This window comes from Lichenicoccus sp. (assembly GCF_965277665.1).
In the GTDB taxonomy this organism is placed as follows: Bacteria; Pseudomonadota; Alphaproteobacteria; order Acetobacterales; family Acetobacteraceae; genus Lichenicoccus.
The window spans coordinates 2,169,995-2,189,765 of sequence record NZ_OZ255835.1 but is presented as its reverse complement, the minus strand read 5'-3'; the positions used below and the strand labels follow the sequence as shown (position 1 = coordinate 2,189,765).

The following is a 19,771-nucleotide window of genomic DNA, read 5'->3' as shown; positions in this document are numbered from 1 at the left end:
CCGCTGGCCGAGATCGGTTTCTACCACCTGACCCGGAGCAGCGCCGAACAGGCGTTGCCGCGCCTGCTCGGCCGCACGCTGGAGGCCGGGCGACGCGCGCTGGTGCTGTGCCGGGACGAGGCGCGCGTCCAGGCGCTCGACGACTCGCTGTGGAAGGCACCCGATCCGGTCTGGCTGCCGCACGGCTCGGCGAAGCTCGGCCACGCGGCGCTGCAGCCGATCTGGATCGCCGCCGCCCCCGAGGCCGATCGCCCGGCCCAGGCGCCGAATGCCGCGAGCTACCTCTTCCTGCTCGATGGCGTGACGACCCGGCTCGACGGCTACGAGCGGGCGTTCGACCTGTTCGACGGATCCGACGAGCAGGCCGTCGCGACGGCCCGGCAGCGCTGGTCCGGCCTGAAGACGGCCGGTCATACGCTGGCCTACTGGCGGCAGGACACGAAGGGCTGGACACGCGCCGGCTAGTGCATAGAACACAGGAGTTGGCACCGGCGTTTGACGGTGGCTGCGATCTTGTCCGGTGCCTTGGTCCAGTGGAAGGGCCGAGGCTCTGGGTTGCTGTCTTTGCGGAAGCCACGGATTGCGGCCTGCAGTTCTGCAACAGAGCGGAAGACACCGCGCTTGAGGCGCTGCCGGGTCAGCTTGGCAAAGAAGCCCTCTACCGCATCGAGCTACGAAGCCGAGGTCGGCGTGAAATGGAATGTCCAGCGCGGATAAGCGACCAGCCCGTTTGCGCACCTCCCGGTGCTTATGGGTCGCGTCGTTGTTGGCAATGGCGTGGGTCTGCTTGCAGGATGGGACACTTGCGTCGATGGCGTTGAGAAAGCTGATGAACTCCTGATGCGGCGCGATACGCGGCGACCGCGTCTTGTCGCGCAACCGGCCTGCGATCCCCTTGATCATGAAGCGCTCCTACCACCGACTTACTGCGGTCTTGCTCAGGCCGGTGCCGCCCATGCGGGCATCAGCATTGCCAGCTACAAGCTGAAGTGCCCTCAAGGACATCGCACTGCCCCAGCTTTGGCGGGCTGGCCTGACAAGCCGTGACTAAGCTCTCATCATTGGCGTACCGCGAAGCGAAGCTGCGAGCGTGATGGCCCCTATCATCGACCATGTTTTGCTGGAGGCTTTTCCGCTAGCAGCAGGTGATTATCCTGATGGGGACCCAAGTAGAGCGCGCAGAGGGCTGAGTGGGCCAAGCGGAATCAGCTGGAACCGCATCTGGCCCGCAACACCAAGGGGGAGTCTCTCGAGCAACTCATGGGCCTCAGAGGCTGTTGTCACGTTCATGATGAAAACAACACCACTCTGGTCGGGCTTGACATACCATTGGTCAATCTTGCCGTTTAGATAAAGCTCCGTAGTTTGCCGCATTTCCTTTGGCACAAGAGGCCGCCAAGTCGACGGGCTCGACTTGTCCGTCCAGCTCCCGATAGCAAGGACCTTCGTTGTCGGCACGCGAAAGCTTATCGCGGGCGAGGCTGCGAGTCCGACGTCCGGGTCGGTCAGGACGACCGCCCCTCCGGCAAGTATAGCGGCGATCGCGCCAAAGCACGGCGCGGCTGATTTGACGTGGTTTAGTCGAGAGACGGGCTTCACGATAGCATCGATTTCGCGACGAGCGCCGGTTCGTCAAGCTGCAGCCAGTGGCCCGCAGGGAGAACAATGAGGGCCCCATGTTTCAGCTGCGTCAGACGACGTTCCGCCATCGCAAGTGTAAGATAGGGGTCACGCTCGCCCCAGATCAGCTTGAACGGCACGTCGAGCTTCTGCAGCTCTGGGACATGCCCTGCATTTCTCCGCAGCTCCTCAAAGAACTGATCGGCAATCTGGAGGAACGCCGGCCCGGAGCTAGGATGCTCAGTGAAAGCTCCGGTGATGATAGGCTGAAGAATACGGCCGAACTTCTCACGCTGCGATACCGAAAGTCGCTCCTCGAACTTCTTTTGCTGCCAGTGTAAGAGCCAACCGAACTGCTCCGGGCTCTGTGCGATCGCAAGGGACAGGTCTTGCATTTTCTTTGTCGCAAAGAGCGTGATCATTTCGGGCCAGATCACTGTATCATCGTCTGCGTAGGCAGAGTTCAGCATGATGACAGAGGCGACGCCATCGGGGCGTGCGAGGGCGTAGTTGACAGCCGCCATTCCGGACGCATCGTGTGCGACTGGTACGATCTGACCCAGATCGAGACCGTCGACGACGGCCTCGAGATCACCGAGTTGTTGGGCAAAGCCGTACGCAACGCCAGACCGTTTCTCAGACATACCGAAGCCCAAGAAGTCGAACGTGACAACACGGCGGCCTGCCGCGACAAGCAGCGGAACCAGGTCATCATAGATCCGGTGATCATCGGGAAAGCCGTGCATAAGGACGAAGGCCGGCCCCTGGCCGGAGTAGTCCCGCGCATACACATACCCCTGCTCTCGAACCACTCGGTGCTCGATATAATCCGTCGCCTGAACCATGCTGGCTCCCTTTAACAGGTTACGATGACGCTTCTTCTCGGCCGCGGCTGCATCGTGCGCGCTATTAGTCTGGCCTTGCGTCCACATCTGCCGTCGTGCAGCAGCAGCATCCCCGGTGTGCGAAGCAGAATGTCCGCGGAGAGGATCATGACGCCGACGCCTTGACACAGAGCGGCGCAGTGTTCGCGAGCGATATCATCAACATGGCACTATTCAGCGGCCTTGCGCTATAATACCGCTAGGCGAGGCTGTATTTAGCCAACCGTCGTGGAGTAGGTCAGAGCCGATCTCATACGAGGACAAATCTTTACGGCGCGGAGATGTGACGAGTTGTTAGCGGCCTGCAAGGCAGCGAACCGGGAGTCCATCCTGTCGACCCGCGGCAGAGCACTCTGAGGTCGGGTCGCTTCTGCTGAACACTGACATGGTGCATATGCACCATTATGTCAACCCGAAAAGTCATCTGGTTGAGTGCTGCGCCAGCTGCGGCTTCCTCGTAAGACAGGCTACGGACTATTCAACGATAATTCCTCAAGCCTAGCGACCGCCATGGTTCACCGCGGGCCCTTTAACCGAAGCAGGGCCTCCAACCATGCGGTGCACGTACGGTTTCGGCTCAATGCACCTTCACTTCATAGCTGAAGCCAATATACGGTCAGCCACCTCCATGATGATGTCTGTGCCGCCGGTGCCGAGTATAGATTTTGCCTGCCGCTGCCCCCTCTCCCATGCCGGTTTAACACGAAGGAGGAGGTCGATCCCGGTCGCTGACAACAGTAAGGGTCGGGCGCGTCCCTTAATGGCTGCTCGATCCTCTTCGATCCAGCCCTCCTTGATCATGATCTTGAGATTTCGGGTAAGGGTCGACCGGTCCTGATGATAGTATCGAGCAACATCAGCGCGCGACGATGGACCCAGCTTATGCATGACGATGAGCAGGGAGAACTGAGAGGAATTCACGCCGAACGGCCTGAGCTCCTGATCGTGGATACTGCTGATGACGCGGGCGATGAGACGGCTTCGCGCGAGAAGGCAACTGCTTGCCATGTCCAGTATCACCTCACGGGCCGCCGTTGGCTCTTTCCCCGGCTTCATTGATCCGCTAGGTGTTGCATATACATCCTACTCTCATTCTACAAAATGCCCACGGCTCTGCTGTCCTTCGTTAAGGCGCCCCATCGAACGGCTTTTTAAAGACGAGCAGGAGGTATCATGAGTAGCCGACATTACGATGCGGTTGTGCTTGGAAGTGGCGAGGGCGGCAAGTACATCGCTTGGCACCTCGCGCGGAGCGGTCGCCGGACGGCTGTGGTCGAGCGGCGCCTGATCGGCGGTTCGTGCCCTAATACAAACTGCCTTCCAACCAAGAACGAGATCTGGAGCGCCAAGGTCGCCTTCCTCGCCAGGAATGGTAGAGAGTTCGGCACGATGACGGGCGGAGTGTCCGTCGACATGGCGCAGGTCCTGAAGCGGAAGCGCGACATGGTCGATGGGCTCGTCGCCATGCACCTGGAGAATTTCAGGGAGAGTGGCGCTGTGCTGATTATGGGGGAGGGCCGCTTCGTGGCGCCGCGCACGCTCGATGTCTCGCTCAACGAGGGCGGCTCGAGCCGCCTCACCTGTGACCAGCTTATCCTCAGTGTCGGTAGCCGGGCCGCATTGCCAAGCGTGCCAGGATTGGCTGAATCCACTCCGCTTACAAATCTGGAGATCCTTGAGCTGGATGCGCTGCCGCAGCACTTGATTGTGCTGGGCGGAGGCTATGTGGGCCTGGAGCTTGCACAGGCATTCGGCCGGTTCGGCAGTCGTGTGACGATCGTTGAGCACGGTCCGCAGCTTGCTGGACGCGAAGACCCCGACATCGCGGAGCAGATCCAGCAGGTCCTGGAGGAGGAGGGGCTCGAGGTCCTCCTGTCGTCGACCGTCCTCAACGTCGACGGGACATCCGGTCAAACCGTAGAGCTCACGATACAGACCCCAACGGGAATGCGCTCCATAGCCGGTAGCCATATCCTTGTGGCCGCCGGCCGACGACCAAACACCAGTGGCATCGGGCTTGACCTCGCTGGTGTGGAGCTCGAGGCGAACGGGTATATCCGGGTGGACGAACATCTTGCCACGACCGCGACCGAGACATGGGCAGTGGGTGAATGCGCGGGGAGTCCTGCCTTCACACACGTGGCGTTCGACGACTTCCGGGTGGTTCGCGATCGGCTCGCAGGGGGGTCACGCAGCACGAAGGGGCGGCTCGTGCCGTACTGTATGTTCACGGATCCCCCGCTTGGCCGAGTGGGCTTAAACGAGACAGACGCGCGGCGGCAAGGCATCGACGTTCGGGTGGCCCGCATCCCGATGGAAGCGATCCTCAGGACGCGGACCATCGGCGAGACCACTGGCTTTGCCAAGGTACTCGTCTCGGCGCACAGCGACCAGATCATCGGCTTTTCTATGGTCGGTCCAGACGCGGGAGAAGTGGTCGCAGTCGTACAGACTGCGATGCTGGCGCAGATGCCGTACACGGGACTGCGCGACGCACTCCTCGCGCATCCCACGATGGCGGAAGGTCTTGGCTCCCTTATGACGCGAGTTCCTGTCATCGGATAAAGCGGAGGCCAAGGTTCCGTGGCGCAGTGTTGATGTTTCGAATTGTTGCCGCGCCCGAACTTTATAGGATCTAGACGCCTGCAGCACTGCCGCGATCGCCTGGAGGCTACATCGTCGCGCATCGGGCGAAGCAATGCCCTAAGAAAAGCCCAAGTTGCTGTCACCCTTGATGTTTTGCCTTGTCAGCTGCTTCGCGGTCTTTCCTCTAACCCGCATGAGAAATCAATGAACGTCATAGAGAGCCTGACAAACCGAAACCGGAGTTTCGCTGAAGGTCACGCCTTTGAAGACCTGAGAATTATGCCCTCAAAGAAGACCATGATTCTCGGATGCGTTGATCCTCGCGTAGATCCCGCCGAGATCTTCGACCTTGCACCAGGCGAAGCAGCGGTAATTCGGAACGTTGGAGGTCGCGTCGACCCTTCGGTACTTCTAACGATGGGACTGCTCCGCTCGGTGGTGAAAGCCCGTGGGAGCGATGTGGGGCTTGGGTGGCACCTCGTTGTGTTGCACCATACCGACTGTGGCATCATCGATTGTCATCACCACGCGCCGGCCCTCCTCGCCAAGCAGCTCGGTATATCGGTCGCTGAGCTTGATGAGGCTGCGATCAATAACCCTCATGCGGCGGTCGCTCTCGATGTTGCCGCGCTGAAAGCGAACCCGAACCTGCCCGGCGGCCTCGCCGTCAGCGGCATTGTATACGATGTCGCAACGGGACGAGTAGAAGTCGTTGTTCCCGAGACGCTACTGCGGTCTGACGATTAGGGCTGGAGGTCGCTCAAACCGACCAACAAGTCCAGCTCGCTGCGCAACCGGTGTTGCATCGGCTGGTTGAGGACACTGAACGGAGAGCGCCCGCATGAGCGACAAAGCGTCGAAGCCCGAAGGTCCTGATACCGATCGCCAGCAGCCGCCAGAAGAGCCGGGCGGCCAAGAGGAGACCAACCGTCCCGGCATGACCAATGGCGTGCCGGACGACATTGGGCAGGGCAGCTCCACCGCACATCCGACCAGCGACCGCGAGCGGAGCGAGTCCGCGGCGGGACAGAGCCCGCCCAAGCCATGAGCGGCATCCGGCAGGCGCGGCTGTCCTGCGGCGTCGAGGTTCCGGTGCTCGGTCAGGGCACCTGGAACATGGGCGACAGCCGCGCGGCGCACGCCACCGAGCTGAAGGCGCTGCGTCTCGGGCTCGATCTCGGCATGACCCTGATCGACACCGCCGAGATGTATGGCGACGGCGCGTCCGAGCGCCTGGTGGGAGAGGCCATCGTTGGCCGCCGCGACGAGGTGTTCCTGGTCAGCAAGGTGCTGCCGTCCAACGCGAGCCGCCCCGGCGTCGCCCGCGCCTGCCGCGACAGCCTCAAGCGGCTGGGAACCGACCGGCTCGACCTCTACCTGCTGCACTGGCGCGGCGGAATTGCCCTCGGCGAGACCATCGACGCCTTCGAGATCCTGCGGCGCGAGGGACTGATCCTGCAGTGGGGGGTGTCGAACTTCGATGTCGACGACATGGCCGAGTTTGTCGGCCGCGCCCGCCCGGGCGGCTGCCTGGTGAACCAGGTGCTGTACAATCTCGAGCATCGCGGCATCGAGCACGACATGATCCAGTATGGCGTCGAGCAGAATGTCAGGCTGATGGCCTACTCGCCGGTGGGCCAGGGCGGCCCGCTGCTCCGCCATCCGGTGCTCAACGCGGTGGGCGCCCGGCATGGTTGCAGCGCGGCCCAGGTCGCGCTGGCCTGGACCATCCGCCATCGCGGCGTGATCAGCATCCCCAAGGCCGCCACCGAGGCGCATGTGCGCGAGAATGCCGCCGCGGCCGCCTTGACGCTAGCCCCCGAGGATCTGGCCGAGCTCGACGCGGCCTTCACGCCACCGCGGCGCAAGCAGCCGCTCGCGATGCTGTAACCTGGGACGTCCGCCGGACGCATGATCCGGTGCGGGCCGCCGCTGCGACGGCTCCAGGCACAGGAGCAACGAATGACGTCGCGATCGGGTCCGCGTGGCTGCCTCGTGATCCTGCTTGCCCTGGCCGGTCCGCCCCGGGCGCTGGCCGCCGACGTCGCCCATCCCACGGTGGTCGAGCTGTTCCAGAGCCAGGGATGCTCGTCCTGCCCACCTGCCAATGCCAACCTGCTGGCGCTGGCGAGCCGGCCGGACGTGCTGGCGCTCTCCTGGCAGGTCACCTACTGGGATCATCTCGGCTGGACCGACACCTTCGGCAAGCCGGAATTCACCGAGCGCCAGCGCGACTATGCCCGGGCGTTCCACCGCGACCAGGTCTTCACCCCAGAGATCGTGGTGAACGGCCAGGCGGACGTGGTGGGCAACCGGCGCGATGAACTGGACCGGCTGATCAGCCGGGCCGATCGCGGCAATGAAGGGCCCTCGATTGCCCTGGCAGGATCGGCGGTCACCGTCTCGGCGGCTCCGGGGGCAAGGGTGCTGCTGGTCCGCTACGATCCCGCCCTGGTGCAGGTGCCGATCGCGCGTGGCGAGAATGGCGGCCTGACCCTGCCGCACCGCAACGTGGTGCGCGAACTGGTGCTGCTCGGCGTCACCGACGGGCAGCCCGGCCGCTTCCGGCTGCCGCCGGCGAGCCGTCCAGGCCTGCGGTCGGCGGTGCTGGTGCAGGCCGGTCTGGGCGGTCCGATCCTGGCCGCCGCCCGCGAGTGACCGCGCCGGCCGCAGGCGTGAGCGGCAACGCGGCCCGTGGTGGTCTGCGCCCGGTGGCGGCCCTGCTGCTGGCCGTCCTGTTCCTGGTGTTCGGAACCAACCTGCAGGGCATCCTGCTGCCGATGCTCGGCCATGCCCGCGGGTCGAGCATGATCGCCATCGGCCTGTTCTCGGCCGGATGGTCGGCCGGCTTCGTGCTGGCCTGCCTGTGCATCGGCCAGGTGCTGGCCCGGCTCGGCTACGCTGGCGCCTTCATCGCCCTGGCTCTGCTGTCGGCCGCCGCCGCTGCCCTGCTGTTCGCGCTCCCCACCGATCGCGCCTGGATCGCTCTGCGTGTCGTCACCGGTTTCTGCTATGGCGGCCTGTCTGCGATTGTCGAAGGCTGGCTGGTCGAGCGGGCCGGCGCCGGGATCGCCTTTGCCGGCTACATGATCGTGAACCTGCTGGCGTCGCTCGGCGGCACCTTGAGCCTGAACTTCATCCGTGCGACCGGTCCGGCGCCGTTCGCGGTCGCGGTCGCCGCGACCGCGCTCGCCATCGTGCCGATCGCCCTCGGCGGCATCCCGAGCCCACCTGCGCCGCCACCGTTCCGGCCACGCCTGGGATCGCTGATCCGCGGCTCGCCGGTCGGCGCGCTCGGCTGCGTCGGTGTCGGCATCATCACCGGCGCCATCGGCGGGCTCGGCCCGGTGTTCGGCATGATGTCCGGCCTGACCATGCACGACACCACCTTGATGCTGGCCGCCAACTCGGTGGGCGGCGCGCTCGCCTATCTGCCGCTGGCGGCGCTGGCGGAACGGCTTGATCGCCGGGTGCTGCTGAGCGGCGTGATCCTGCTTGGCCTGCTGCTCTGCGCGCCGATCGTCCTGCTGACGCCGTCCCCGCCGCTGCTGATCCTGCTGCTGGGCGCGTTCGGCTTCGTGCAGTACCCGCTCTACGGGTTGTGCGTCGGCATCGTGAACCGCGCCTGCCCCGAGCGGCCGTCCTCGCACGTCGCCGGCGAACTGGTGCTGCTGTTCGGACTCGGCACCATCGCCGGGCCGCTGGCCGGGTCGCAGTTCCTGCAGCTCGGCACGAAGCTGCTGTTCACGTTCATCGCCATGGTGCTGGCCTCGATGCTTGCGCTGAACTCGATGGGCAGCCAACGATCGCCCGCGCCGACCTTGGCAATCTAGCGAGCCCTTGATGGGCTTGAGCCGCTGAGCGGATCAAGGGGGCAACGCCACTGGCCTTCCTGCCGATATCGGCTCTCCGGCAGGGTCCTCGTCCGGGACCTCCTCCTGCAGGGCCTCGGCATCGGCCTTCAGCCGGTGGAAGCTGCGCCGGCTGAACGGCAGCATGACCAGGTAGATCAGTCCGGCGCCGGCCAGCGCCGCCCAGGGGTCGGCGACCAGGACGGCGGCGAACCCGCAGGTCCCGAGCAGCAGCGGCAGGACGAATTCGGCCGGCACCTTGAAGTTCTTGAACGACCAGACCGGCAGGGTGGAGACCAGCAGGAACGCAATCCCGGTCAGCATCACCGCCACGAAGGCGGGGTGGTTGACCGTGGTGTAGAGCCAGAGCCAGTCGGTCTTGCGGGCTTCGAGGCCGACGAACAAAGGGAACAGGGCGAGACCGGCACCGGCCGGTGCCGGCACGCCGGTGAAGAAATTATAGGCGTAGGTGGGCGTCTCGGAAGGTCCCTCGATCGCCGCGTTGAAGCGCGCGAGGCGCAGCGCCATGCAGACCGAGAACAGGATGCAGGGCAGGAAGCCGTAGCGGCCGCCATTATGCAGCGACCACATGTACAAAATGAACGGCGGCGCCACGCCGAAGCACAGGAAGTCCGACAGGCTGTCGAACTCGGCGCCGAACGGACTGGTGGCGCGCAGCAGGCGGGCGATCCGGCCGTCGAGTCCGTCGATGCCGGCCGCGAACAACAGCGCCACCACGGCGCGGCCGAAATGCCCGTCCAGTCCGAGCCGCATCGAGGTCAGCCCGGCGCAGAGCCCGACCAGGGTCAGCAGGTTCGGGATCAGGCGGTTGAAGGACTGCCCCCTGAAGCGCGGCCGGGCGCGGCGGCCAAGCCGGCGCAGCCGCTTCAGCCGCCGCCCCGGTGCCTGCGCGCTGGGTGCCTGCGCGCTGGGTGCCTGCGCGCTGGGTGCGCGCTGGGTGCCTGCGCGCTGGGTGCCTGCGCGCTGGGTGCCTGCGCGCCCTGGGGCGGCCGCGGATCAGAGATGGGCAACTACCGTCTCGCCGCCGATCATGGTCTGGCCGGTGCTGACCAGGGGGGCCACGTCCGGCGGCAGATAGAGGTCGGTGCGGCTGCCGAAGCGGATGATGCCGAAGCGCTCGCCGGTGGCAAGCCGGTCGCCCTCGCGGACGCTGCACAGGATGCGCCGCGCGATCAGGCCGGCGATCTGCACGACCGCCATCGTGCGGCCGTCGGCAAGGCGCAGGCCGATGGCGTTGCGCTCGTTCTCGTCGCTGGCCTTGTCGAGGCTGGCATTGAGATAGCGGCCCTCGTGGTAGGCGATCCGCGTCACGGTGGCGGCCACCGGCATGCGGTTCACATGCACGTCGAGCACCGACAGGAAGATGCCGACACGCCAGCGCGGCTCGTCCCCGATGGCGAGTTCGGCCGGCGGCGGGACGAACGAGATCGAGACCACATGGCCGTCGGCGGGCGCCACCACGAGGCCTTCGCCGGGCGGCGGGACGCGCTCGGGATCGCGGAAGAAATACAGGCAGAACCCGACGAACAGCAGGCCGGCGCGGCTGAGCAGCCGAAAGCCCGACCAGCCGCTGGCACGGCGCAGCAGCCAGCCGGCCAGAACGGCGCCGAAGCCTGCGGCCAGGAAGGGGCGCGCGGCCGGATGCGGCGGCGCGAGGACGAGTTTGAGTGACTTGATGATCGATGACATGCGCGCCCGTTCATGGGGGGTTCACCAATTACGGTCAAGCTGTGCGCAGCGGGTGAGCATGATCGGTTGGATCAGGCCCTGGGAGAGCGATACAGGCCATGAGCGAGACTTCGGAGTGCGGCGACCTGTTGGCGTCCCTGATGGGGGATCTCGGCTTCTTCGGCTTCGATGCCTACGGCAGGCTGCGGCCGAACCCGCCCGATGCGAAGCCGGTGATGGCGTGCCGCTGGCGCGGGCGCGCGATCTCGACGACGCTTTGGGAGCTGTCTTCCGGCTCCGGGAGGATCGCCTTGCGCGCGCAGGTCGGCCGGATTCCCAGCAGCGCGCACTCGGCCGCCGCCCGACCCGAGGCGCTGTCCCTGGCGGCGCAGCTGCCGCCACTGCTGCCGTCCGGCTGGACCGTGACCCTGGCCTGCGACCACACCCTGTACATCCATACCGAGCAGGAGGTCCCGATGCCGGCCCTGATCACGGACCTGCTGGTGCCGACGGTGGAGTTCTGCCTGGCCGTCGCACCGTTCCTGGACCTGCTCGACGAGAATGAGCTCGGGCTGGACCGGTAGCTCCGAGACCGTCCGATAGCTCAGGCGGAGGTCGACCGCTCAGATGCTGAGCGCGGTGCGTCGAGGCAAGCGCCCGGCGCCGCACGCTGTCGCTCACTTGCCGCCAGTGACATCGAGGAACGTGCCGGTGATGAAGGAAGCCTCGGCGCTCGCCAGCCATAGGATCGCCCGTGCAACCTCTTCAGGTTGACCGCCTCTTCCCATCGGGATCGAGTCTTTGACGCGATCCACCCGTCCCGGCTCTCCGCCGCTGGCATGCATCTCAGTGTAGATGTGCCCGGGGCGAACGCAGTTGACGCGTATTCCATCCCGCGCGACTTCCCTGGCGAAGCCGGTCGTGAAGGTCTCAACGGCACCCTTCGACGCTGCGTAGTCGACATATTCGTTCGGACTGCCGAGCCGGGCGGATGCCGATGAGATGTTGATCACGGCGCCGCCGCGCTTGCTGTGACGATACGACATGCGCTTCACCGCCTGCTGTGCACACAGGATAGGGCCGATCGCGTTGACCGCGAAAATACGCCGCACACGCTCGAAGTCGAGATCCTCCAGCCGGGACTGCGGCGCCAGTATCGCGGCGTTGTTTACCAGCACGTCGATCCGGCCGAAGGTCCGGTCGATCGCGGCGAATAGCTGAGCGACCTGCCCAGGATCCGCGCTATCCGCGCGCACGGGCAAGGCTCGGCGCCCAACAGCTTCCACATCAGCCGCCACCGCGAGGGCGGCAGACGTGTTGGAGACGAAGCTTATCGCGACATCGTAACCTTGTGCGGCAGCCAGCCGCGCAGTCGCAGCGCCTACGCCACGACCTCCGCCCGTTATCAAAATGAGCGGTGCCTGCGGGACGGTGTTCATTTGGCGAACCTTCATGCGGGAGGCTGGGATCAAACGGACCTCTTGCACGATCCCACGGTGGGGCCGCGCAGATGGGGCCTGAGCGCCAGTACAAGCGGCGCGATCAGCACGGCGGTTGCCGCCGAGGCCAGCACGCCGATGGTCTGGTTGCTGTGATCGGCTATCGCGCCGTAGAGGATCGGCGCGAGTCCTCCAGAGCCGATCACGCTCGTATAGAAGACCGCGAAGGCCCGGCCGGTATCGCCATCGCAAAGCTCCGGCACGGTGCCGTAGAGCACCGAAGACGTGCCGTTGAGCACGATACCGAGTAGCGGCAGCAGGATGAGCGTTGGCGTCAGCGGCGTGAACAAGGTCGCCGCGATCAGCAAAGCCGTTGCGGCCTCGGTCACCATGACGCTGCCCACGACACCCAGCCGCTCCCCGAGCCAGCCGCACGTCGCCTTGCCGAGAGCGCCACCGATGAACAGCAGGGCGAGGGCGAGTCCGACCGAGGGCGAGCCCCCGCCCCGTCCATGGATGAGGAAGGGCAGGAACAGCAGATAACCCATGCGGGTCGCCGTATCGAGCGCGCCGATCGTGGTCAGGATGCGAAAGCCGTCGCGGCCACGGCCAGCCGCCGCCGCCGCCGGGGCATTCCTGATGACGCGCGCCGCCGGTGCCAGTGACACCAGGGCGACCGCCAGAGCGCTTCCCAGCACCGCCATCAGGCCCAGCACCGGTCGCCAGGCGAGGATCGGCAGCAGCACCGCGACCAGCGCCGGCAGCACGGCTTTCCCGAGATCGCCGGAAAAGTTGTAGATGCCGAGTGGACGTCGCGACGCCGCGCCGTAGCTGTCGGTGACGAGCATCGAGCCACGTGGGTGCTGGATGCTCGATCCGATGCCGGCCACGACGAGGCCGACGCAGAGACCGGCAAAGCCGAACGGCAGCGCCATGATCAGCAAGCCCGTCGACGCGACCCCGGTCGACAAGATCAGCGCCGCCCGCGGCGACACGGCGCGAAGGGCCTGGTCGGCCGGGATTTGCAGGCCGCCCATCGTCGCGGAATAGAGGGCGCGAACGACAGCCAGCGCCGCATAGGAAAGGCCGAACTGCACCTGCCATACCGGCATGAAGGCATACAGACCGTCGGTGTAGCCGTCATGCAGCGCGTGGGTGAGGCAAGCGGCCAGCAGGCTGCGCGATTTGGTCGCAGCCGTTGGGCTTGAGTCGCCCACCGTCGCGTGCAGGACGGTCGAAATTGCCATGGCGCGATGATAGATAAGCGAGGAATATTCAACCAGCCACGCATTGCTCACGATATGCGTCAGCTTTACTCAAGGAATTCATGCGTCGCCTGCCACCTCTCAACGCGTTGCGTGTCTTCGAGGTCGCCGCTCGGACCGGGAGCTACGCCGAGGCGGCGACGCAGCTCGGTGTCACCCATGGCGCGGTTAGCCGGCAGATCGCGGCACTCGAAAGCTGGCTGGGGCAGAGGCTCTTCACCAAGGCGGGCCGCCGCATGGTCGCGACGCCGATGGCGAGCATCTTCGCCGCCGAGGTCGGTTCTGCGTTCGACCGCCTGGCTGTTGCGGCGCAGGCATGCGGCCGGCCCGGCGCGCGCCGCATCCTGCGCGTGAGCGCCCCGACCAGCTTTGCGATGCGCTGGCTGATCCCGCGGCTGCATCGCTACCACGCCGGTCATCCGCACGTCGAAGTCGCGGTGACGACGGTATCGACCGTGCTCGAGGAATTGCGCGGTGGCGTCGATGTGGCGATCCGGCGCGGCGTGGCTCGGGAGCATGGATGGCCTCAGCATCGCGTCGTTCCGGTGCTGGATGATGTCGACACCCTGATCATGAGCCCGGCGCTGTTCGCGCATCGGCCGATCCTGGAGCCGGCCGACATCGCGGGACATACGCTGCTCGCGAGCGAGACCCGCGCCGGCGATTGGGCGGACTGGCTCGAGGCGGCAGAACTGCAACAGCTTGCCGGACTTCCCCGCCAGATATTCGATCACTTCTTCGTGACATGTCAGGCGGTGGAAGATGGGCTTGGCATCGGGATCGGCCCGCTGCCGATGCTGGAGATCGACGTTGCCAGCGGCAGGCTGATGACGCCGCTGCCGGACATCCGGGTTGCGCGGACGGGTTATGTTGCGGTCATCCCGCGTCAGGCCGATGCCGGGAACCTGTTTGCCGGCTTCGTTGACTGGCTTGTCGGCGAAGCGCGCGGCCCGGTTGGCGTGACTTCAGCAGGGGGCTGAGCTAGTGGCGCGATCCTGACGCTCGCTACCCGAGCGGCGGGTTCAATCGGCCCATCAAACTAGGCGGCCTGTACCAGCGTCCGGCGCACGGCGCGACGCGCCGTCGGCATCGCGGCATAGACATCCTTGACCGCCTCGATCAGCAGCACGCCGGACAGCTGCGGCGCCAGCCTCGCACCGGTGCGCTCGGTGAAGCGGCCGAGGCGAAGCACCGGCCGGATGTCGGCCGGCGGCATCCAGAGCGCGCCGCTGCTGCGCTCGATGCGGAACAGCGACTGCGCCAGCAGCCGGTCGACCTGGCCGCGCGACCAGGGGGCGCCCTGGCCGAACGGCGTGCTCTCGCGATGCGCCCACAGGCCGCGCCGGTTCGCCACCATCAGCATCAGGCGTCCGTCATCCTTGAGCACGCGCCAGACCATGCGCAGCAGGCGCGGCGCGCTGGCCGACGTCTCGAGGGCGTGGCTCAGCAGGATGCGGTCGAAGCTGAGGTCGGGGAACGGCAGCTCCTGCTCGTCGACGATGCAGGTGGCCGAGGCGAGATGCTGCGTGTCGGCGGGCAGCCGGGTCTCGGCGGCGATGCAGAGCGCCGCATCCTGTTGCCAGAGCGACAGGAAGGGCTGCGCGTGACCCAGCCCGAGCACGTTCAGGCGGCCGAGGTCGGGCCACAGGTCCGCGAGCTGCCGGCGCAGCAGGCGCGCCGCGACGCGTCCACCGCGGCTGGCATAGAATTCCGCTACTACCCGGAAGTCGTCGCTCATAGCATCGTCCATAGCACGGGCCGGCTGCAGCTTCATCGGCCGGGTAGCCGCCCCGGCTTGTAGCAAGTCCGGCTTGTAGCAGGTTATGACGGTGCGAGCGTCGACGGCGGGGAGGCCATCAATGGGACTTGAGATCCGGCCTGTGCCGATCCTGTCGGACAACTATGCGTGGCTGCTGCGCGATCCGGCGAGCCAGGCGCTCGCCATCGTGGACCCGGCCGAGCTGGCACCCGTGCTTGCGGCCATCGAGCAGGCGGAAGCCATCGGCGGCCGCCTGTCGCTGATCCTGCTCACCCACCACCACGCCGACCACATCGATGCCGCCGAGGCCGTGCGCGAGCGGACGGGGGCGGCGATCGTCGGTGCCGGCGCCGATCTCGGGCGCCTGCCCCGGCTGGATCGTGCCGTCGCCGAAGGCGACGCGGTCGCCCTCGGCGACAGCATCGCGCAGGTGATCGAGACGCCCGGTCACACGCGCGGGCACATCTCGTATTTCTTCGCCGCGACGCCTGCCGTGTTTTGCGGCGACACGCTGTTCAGCCTGGGCTGCGGACGGCTGCTGGAGGGCAGTCCGGCCGAGATGTTCGAAAGCATGCGGCGGCTCGCGTCGCTGCCTCCGGAGACGCTGGTGTGCTGCGGCCACGAATACACCGAGGCGAATGCGCGCTTCGCCGTGGCCGCACTTTCCTCTAACCCGGCCATCGCGGAGCGAGCCGCCGAGGTCGCCGCCCTGCGCCGGGCCGGCAAGCCGACAGTGCCGGTGCGGCTGGAGCTGGAGCAGGAAACCAACCCGTTCCTGCTGGCGCCCGACCTCTCCGAATTCACCCGGCTGCGGAGCTGGAAGGACAGGTTTCGCTAGAAGGCCGCCACCGCAGCCGAACTGCGGTGGCTGGCCATATCAGGCTGCGGCGTCGAGCGTCGCCATGTCGATCACGAAGCGGTACTTCACGTCGCTGCGGAGCATGCGCTCGTAGGCGTCGTCGATCTGGTCCATCCGGATCATCTCGATGTCCGAGGTGATGCCGTGCTCGCCGCAGAAATCCAGCATCTCCTGGGTCTCGGCGATGCCGCCGATCAGCGAGCCCGCGAAGTTGCGTCGCGGGTTGATCAGGCTGAAGGCATGCACCGACAGCGGCTTCTCGGGAGCGCCGACCTGCACCAGGGTGCCGTCGCGCTTTAGCAAAGCGAGGTAGCTGTTGATGTCGTGGTCCGCTGCAACCGCGTCGATGATCAGGTCGAAGCTGCGCGCCACGGCCTTCATCGCGCCCTGGTCCTTCGAGATCACCACGGCGCTAGCCCCGAGCCTGCGGCCATCCTCGACCTTGCTCGACGAGGTGGTGAACAGGGTGACATCGGCGCCCATCGCGTGCGCCAGCTTGACCGCCATGTGGCCGAGGCCACCGAGGCCGACCACCCCGACCTTCTTGCCGGGCCCGGCGTTCCAATGGCGCAGCGGCGAATAGGTGGTGATGCCGGCGCAGAGCAGCGGTGCCACCGCGGCCAGCTCCAGGTTGGGCGGCAGGCGCAGGACGAAGGACTGGTCGACGGTCACCGCCCGGCTGTAGCCGCCATAGGTGCGCAGGCCCGGGGTCTTGCGGTCCGGATCGTTGTAGGTGCCGGTGAAGCCGTTCTCGCAATACTGCTCGAGGCCCTCCTTGCAGCTTGCGCAGTGCCGGCAGCTATCGACCATGCAGCCGACGCCGGCCAGGTCGCCCTCGCGGAACTTCGTGACGTTGGCGCCGACCCTGGTCACCCGGCCGACGATCTCGTGCCCGGGCACGACCGGGAAGACGCTGTTGGACCACTCGTTGCGGGCCATGTGCAGGTCGGAATGGCAGACGCCGCAGAACAGGATCTCGATCTGCACGTCGTCGGCGTCCGGATCACGCCGCTCGAAACGGATCGGCGATAGCGGTTTGTCGGCGGCATGGCTCGCATAGCCGGTACAATCGAACATGGTCTCTCCAGGAGGTGGGGACGGGACCGCTTAGATGCGGTGGCACCGGATGATCGACAAGGTCAGGATCGACACGGCGGTCCGCGGCAGGGCCCGGCGAGGTCAGCACTTTAGGACAGCACTTGGGCTGCCGGGCGATTGGGTGATATGCAACCCCGACCGGGACGCCCGGCTGCCGCGCGTGCTATGTTACGCGCTTATGGTCGCAGCAGACCGCCATAAGTCCCGGATGGGAGGACATCTTGTCGGAAGAGGATCGCCCGCTACCGCCGGTCGTGGTGAAGAAATACGCCAACCGACGTCTCTACGACACCGAGAGTTCGATCTACATCACCCTGGACACGCTGGCCGACATGGTGCGGCGAGGCCGCGACTTCGTGGTCTATGACGCCAAGACGGGCGACGACATCACCCGCGCCGTCCTCACCCAGATCATCATGGAAGAGGAGACCAAGGGCCGCAACATGCTGCCGACCTCCTTCCTGCGCCAGCTGATCGGGTTCTATGGCGACAGCATGCAGGGACTGGTGCCCGAGTATCTCGAGCGCATGATGGAGCAGTTCGCTGCCCAGCAGGCCCAGGTTCGCGCGTCGGTGGAGCGGACCATGCAGGCGCTGGTGCCGACGGGCAGCCCGGCGGCGCTCGAAGAGGTCGGACGCCAAGCTGTCCAGAGCGTTGCCGCCCAGAATGTCGCGGTGATGGAACGCGCGACCCTGTACTCGCCATTCTACCGGCCGGGGCAGGAGGGGAGCACTGTTGCGGGACCTACGCCGGCGCGCCCGGCGGGCGATGTCGCGGAGCTCCTGGCGCTGCGAGAGGAGGTCGCCCGACTCCGTGAGGAGCTGGCGCAGGCGTCCGCCAGTCTCGCCGAGATGCCGGTGCGCTCGCTCGCCCGCGGCGGCGCCCGGCACTGAACCGCGCCCAGATCCGCGCCGGGTCCGGGCCGGGCGTTGCTTGCAAACTGTTACGGGTCTCCGAAAAACCCTCCCTCGGCCGCCGTCCGGCTTGATCTGGCCCCGGCGCCGCACACGTCTGGGACAGGCCGGCCAGGCCATTGGCTGGCTGTCGGGGGCCGGCGAACGGGCCTGGAGGGGCGGCATGGCGGACGGTGACCGGAATTCCCTGCCGACGCGGCGCGGCGTGCTCAAGGGTGGCGCCGCCAGCCTGACCGCCGGCGCGGTGGTGGCCCTGGAGGAGCGGCCGGTCGCGGCATCGGCCCGTGCCGGTCTTTCCCACGCGGCGCCCGCCGAGCCCGGCGCGGCGCTAGCGGTCGATCTGCAGGTCAACGGCGTCCATCACGCGCTGATGCTGGATCCCCGCGTCACCCTGCTCGACGCGCTGCGCGAGCACCTGATGCTGACCGGCACCAAGAAGGGCTGCGACCACGGCCAGTGCGGCGCCTGCACGGTGATGCTGAACGGGCACCGCATCAACTCCTGCCTGTCGCTCGCGGTGATGCATGACGGCGACGCGGTCACCACCATCGAGGGGCTCGGCCATCCGGACGACCTGCATCCGATGCAGGCGGCCTTCGTGAAGCATGACGGCTACCAGTGCGGCTACTGCACGCCCGGGCAGATCTGCTCGGCGGTGGCCATGCTCGCCGAGCATCGTGCCGGCATGCCGAGCTTCGTCACCGAGGACCTGCGGGCGACGCGGCACGAGCTGACCGATGCGGAACTGCGCGAGCGCATGAGCGGCAACATCTGCCGATGCTCGGCCTATCCCAACATCGTGGCGGCGATCCGCGACGCCAGCGGCGAGATCGCATGAAGGCCTTCACCTACGAGCGGCCGTCGCATGTGGCGCAGGCGGCGCAGGCGACGGCATCGCGGCCGGATGCCGCGTTCATCGGCGGCGGCACCAACCTGCTCGACCTGATGAAGCTCGATGTCGAGCAGCCCGGCCACCTGGTGGATGTGAACCGGCTGCCACTGGACATGATCGAGGTGCTGCCCGGCGATGGGCTGCGGATCGGGGCGCTGGTCCGCAACGCGGCGCTGGCCGCCGATCCGCACGTGCGCCGGCATTATGCGGTGCTGTCGCGGGCGCTGCTCTCCGGCGCCACCGGGCAGCTCCGCAACAAGGCCACCACTGCGGGCAACCTGCTGCAGCGCACCCGCTGCTACTATTTCACCGACATCGCGAAGGCCTGCAACAAGCGCGCGCCGGGGTCCGGCTGCGACGCGATCGGCGGCTATAATCGCATCCACGCCATCCTCGGCGCGAGTGCGTCCTGCATCGCGACGCATCCGTCGGACATGGCGGTGGCCATGCTGCTGCTCGATGCGGTGGTGGAGACCGATCGCCGCCGCATCCCCGTGTCGGAGCTGCACCGGCTGCCCGGGCACACACCGCAGATCGAGACCAGCCTGCAGCCGGGCGAGCTGATCGTGGCGGTGCGCCTGCCGTCGCCGCTGGCCGGGCGGCACCTGTACCGCAAGGTGCGCGATCGCGCCTCGTATGCCTTCGCCGCCGTGTCGGTGGCGGCCGTGGTGGAGATGCGGCACGGCCGGATCGCGCAGGCCCGACTGGCGTTCGGGGGCGTCGCGCACAGGCCGTGGCGCGACCGGGAGGCGGAACGGCTGCTGGCGGGCGAGGCACCGTCACGCGCCGTCTTCGAGCGCGCCGCCGACCAGGTGCTGACCGGCGCCGTCGGCCAGGGCGGCAACGACTACAAGATCCCGCTGCTGCGGCGCACGCTGGTGGCGACCCTGCGGCAGGCGACGGAAGGCTGAGCCC

21 protein-coding genes and 1 pseudogene are annotated in these 19,771 nt (G+C 66.7%); 13 read left to right on the top strand and 9 right to left on the bottom strand.

The window, feature by feature from the left end:
- Positions 1-3: 3 nt before the first annotated feature.
- Positions 4-465: a DNA polymerase III subunit chi gene (locus ACQY4O_RS10020; protein WP_428378162.1), complete on the top strand. Its 462-nt coding sequence runs from the start codon at positions 4-6 to the stop codon at positions 463-465.
- Here the strand turns inward: ACQY4O_RS10020 and ACQY4O_RS10015 are convergent.
- From ACQY4O_RS10015 to ACQY4O_RS10005, 3 genes and pseudogenes are all read right to left on the bottom strand, one after another.
- A pseudogene (locus ACQY4O_RS10015) lies at positions 462-843 on the bottom strand (IS630 family transposase); the annotation flags it as partial. The gene ACQY4O_RS10020 and the pseudogene ACQY4O_RS10015 overlap by 4 nt on opposite strands.
- A 752-nt stretch (positions 844-1,595) precedes the next feature.
- Positions 1,596-2,465, bottom strand: coding sequence for an alpha/beta fold hydrolase (locus ACQY4O_RS10010; RefSeq protein WP_428376221.1), 870 nt, complete (start codon positions 2,463-2,465; stop codon positions 1,596-1,598).
- A 627-nt stretch (positions 2,466-3,092) separates the two neighbouring features.
- Entirely contained in the window at positions 3,093-3,560 is a 468-nt protein-coding gene (locus ACQY4O_RS10005) for a MarR family winged helix-turn-helix transcriptional regulator (protein ID WP_428376219.1), read from the bottom strand.
- A gap of 117 nt (positions 3,561-3,677) precedes the next feature.
- Between ACQY4O_RS10005 and ACQY4O_RS10000 the strand changes: the two genes are divergently transcribed.
- The 6 genes from ACQY4O_RS10000 (at position 3,678) to ACQY4O_RS09975 (ending at position 8,923) form a co-directional block, all read left to right on the top strand.
- Positions 3,678-5,069 carry an FAD-dependent oxidoreductase gene (locus ACQY4O_RS10000; RefSeq protein ID WP_428376217.1) on the top strand — a complete coding sequence of 464 codons (1,392 nt, stop codon included), beginning with the start codon at positions 3,678-3,680 and terminating at the stop codon, positions 5,067-5,069.
- 225 nt (positions 5,070-5,294) lie between these two features.
- A complete protein-coding gene (locus ACQY4O_RS09995) occupies positions 5,295-5,837 on the top strand; it encodes a carbonic anhydrase (RefSeq protein ID WP_428376215.1) in 543 nt (180 codons plus the stop codon).
- Between the two features lie 94 nt (positions 5,838-5,931).
- The gene (locus tag ACQY4O_RS09990) at positions 5,932-6,138 is read left to right on the top strand and encodes a hypothetical protein (RefSeq protein WP_428376213.1); all 207 of its coding nucleotides are present in this window, start codon (positions 5,932-5,934) and stop codon (positions 6,136-6,138) included.
- Entirely contained in the window at positions 6,135-6,980 is an 846-nt protein-coding gene (locus ACQY4O_RS09985; protein ID WP_428376211.1) for an aldo/keto reductase, read from the top strand. Before ACQY4O_RS09990 ends, ACQY4O_RS09985 begins: the two co-directional genes overlap by 4 nt.
- 72 nt (positions 6,981-7,052) lie before the next feature.
- A complete protein-coding gene (locus ACQY4O_RS09980; RefSeq protein ID WP_428376210.1) occupies positions 7,053-7,748 on the top strand; it encodes a DUF1223 domain-containing protein in 696 nt (231 codons plus the stop codon).
- Positions 7,749-7,765: 17 nt separating this feature from the next.
- On the top strand, positions 7,766-8,923 hold the full coding sequence (locus ACQY4O_RS09975) for an MFS transporter (RefSeq protein WP_428376208.1): 1,158 nt from the start codon (positions 7,766-7,768) through the stop codon (positions 8,921-8,923).
- Between the two features lie 33 nt (positions 8,924-8,956).
- Here ACQY4O_RS09975 and ACQY4O_RS09970 read toward each other — a convergent pair whose 3' ends face one another.
- Positions 8,957-9,832: a CDP-alcohol phosphatidyltransferase family protein gene (locus tag ACQY4O_RS09970; protein ID WP_428378161.1), complete on the bottom strand. Its 876-nt coding sequence runs from the start codon at positions 9,830-9,832 to the stop codon at positions 8,957-8,959.
- A gap of 126 nt (positions 9,833-9,958) precedes the next feature.
- Positions 9,959-10,651: a phosphatidylserine decarboxylase gene (locus ACQY4O_RS09965; RefSeq protein WP_428376206.1), complete on the bottom strand. Its 693-nt coding sequence runs from the start codon at positions 10,649-10,651 to the stop codon at positions 9,959-9,961.
- 98 nt (positions 10,652-10,749) lie between these two features.
- On the opposite strand from ACQY4O_RS09965, the gene ACQY4O_RS09960 reads away from it, so the two are divergent.
- On the top strand, positions 10,750-11,214 hold the full coding sequence (locus ACQY4O_RS09960) for a hypothetical protein (protein ID WP_428376204.1): 465 nt from the start codon (positions 10,750-10,752) through the stop codon (positions 11,212-11,214).
- Between the two features lie 93 nt (positions 11,215-11,307).
- On the opposite strand, the gene ACQY4O_RS09955 is transcribed toward ACQY4O_RS09960, so the two are convergent.
- Positions 11,308-12,069 carry an SDR family oxidoreductase gene (locus tag ACQY4O_RS09955; protein WP_428376202.1) on the bottom strand — a complete coding sequence of 254 codons (762 nt, stop codon included), beginning with the start codon at positions 12,067-12,069 and terminating at the stop codon, positions 11,308-11,310.
- Between the two features lie 29 nt (positions 12,070-12,098).
- Positions 12,099-13,286, bottom strand: a complete 1,188-nt coding sequence (locus ACQY4O_RS09950; RefSeq protein ID WP_428376200.1) for an MFS transporter — start codon at positions 13,284-13,286, stop codon at positions 12,099-12,101.
- Positions 13,287-13,396: 110 nt separating this feature from the next.
- On the opposite strand from ACQY4O_RS09950, the gene ACQY4O_RS09945 reads away from it, so the two are divergent.
- Positions 13,397-14,314, top strand: coding sequence for a LysR substrate-binding domain-containing protein (locus tag ACQY4O_RS09945; protein ID WP_428376198.1), 918 nt, complete (start codon positions 13,397-13,399; stop codon positions 14,312-14,314).
- Positions 14,315-14,373: 59 nt separating this feature from the next.
- Here the strand turns inward: ACQY4O_RS09945 and ACQY4O_RS09940 are convergent, their stop codons facing one another.
- Positions 14,374-15,072 (bottom strand): methyltransferase domain-containing protein, encoded by a 699-nt coding sequence (locus ACQY4O_RS09940; RefSeq protein WP_428376196.1) that lies wholly within the window; start codon positions 15,070-15,072, stop codon positions 14,374-14,376.
- A 121-nt stretch (positions 15,073-15,193) separates the two neighbouring features.
- Between ACQY4O_RS09940 and gloB the strand changes: the two genes are divergently transcribed.
- Positions 15,194-15,931, top strand: a complete 738-nt coding sequence (gloB, locus tag ACQY4O_RS09935) for a hydroxyacylglutathione hydrolase (protein ID WP_428376194.1) — start codon at positions 15,194-15,196, stop codon at positions 15,929-15,931.
- Between the two features lie 39 nt (positions 15,932-15,970).
- Here the strand turns inward: gloB and ACQY4O_RS09930 are convergent, their stop codons facing one another.
- Entirely contained in the window at positions 15,971-17,029 is a 1,059-nt protein-coding gene (locus tag ACQY4O_RS09930) for an NAD(P)-dependent alcohol dehydrogenase (protein ID WP_428376192.1), read from the bottom strand.
- A gap of 242 nt (positions 17,030-17,271) precedes the next feature.
- Here ACQY4O_RS09930 and phaR point away from each other — a divergent pair, with 242 nt between their 5' ends.
- From phaR to ACQY4O_RS09915, 3 genes are all read left to right on the top strand, one after another.
- On the top strand, positions 17,272-17,943 hold the full coding sequence (gene phaR / locus ACQY4O_RS09925; protein ID WP_428376190.1) for a polyhydroxyalkanoate synthesis repressor PhaR: 672 nt from the start codon (positions 17,272-17,274) through the stop codon (positions 17,941-17,943).
- A 184-nt stretch (positions 17,944-18,127) separates the two neighbouring features.
- On the top strand, positions 18,128-18,802 hold the full coding sequence (paoA, locus tag ACQY4O_RS09920; protein WP_428376189.1) for an aldehyde dehydrogenase iron-sulfur subunit PaoA: 675 nt from the start codon (positions 18,128-18,130) through the stop codon (positions 18,800-18,802).
- Positions 18,799-19,767 (top strand): FAD binding domain-containing protein, encoded by a 969-nt coding sequence (locus ACQY4O_RS09915; protein ID WP_428376187.1) that lies wholly within the window; start codon positions 18,799-18,801, stop codon positions 19,765-19,767. The genes paoA and ACQY4O_RS09915 overlap by 4 nt, the downstream gene beginning before the upstream one ends.
- The last annotated feature ends 4 nt before the right edge of the window (positions 19,768-19,771 follow it).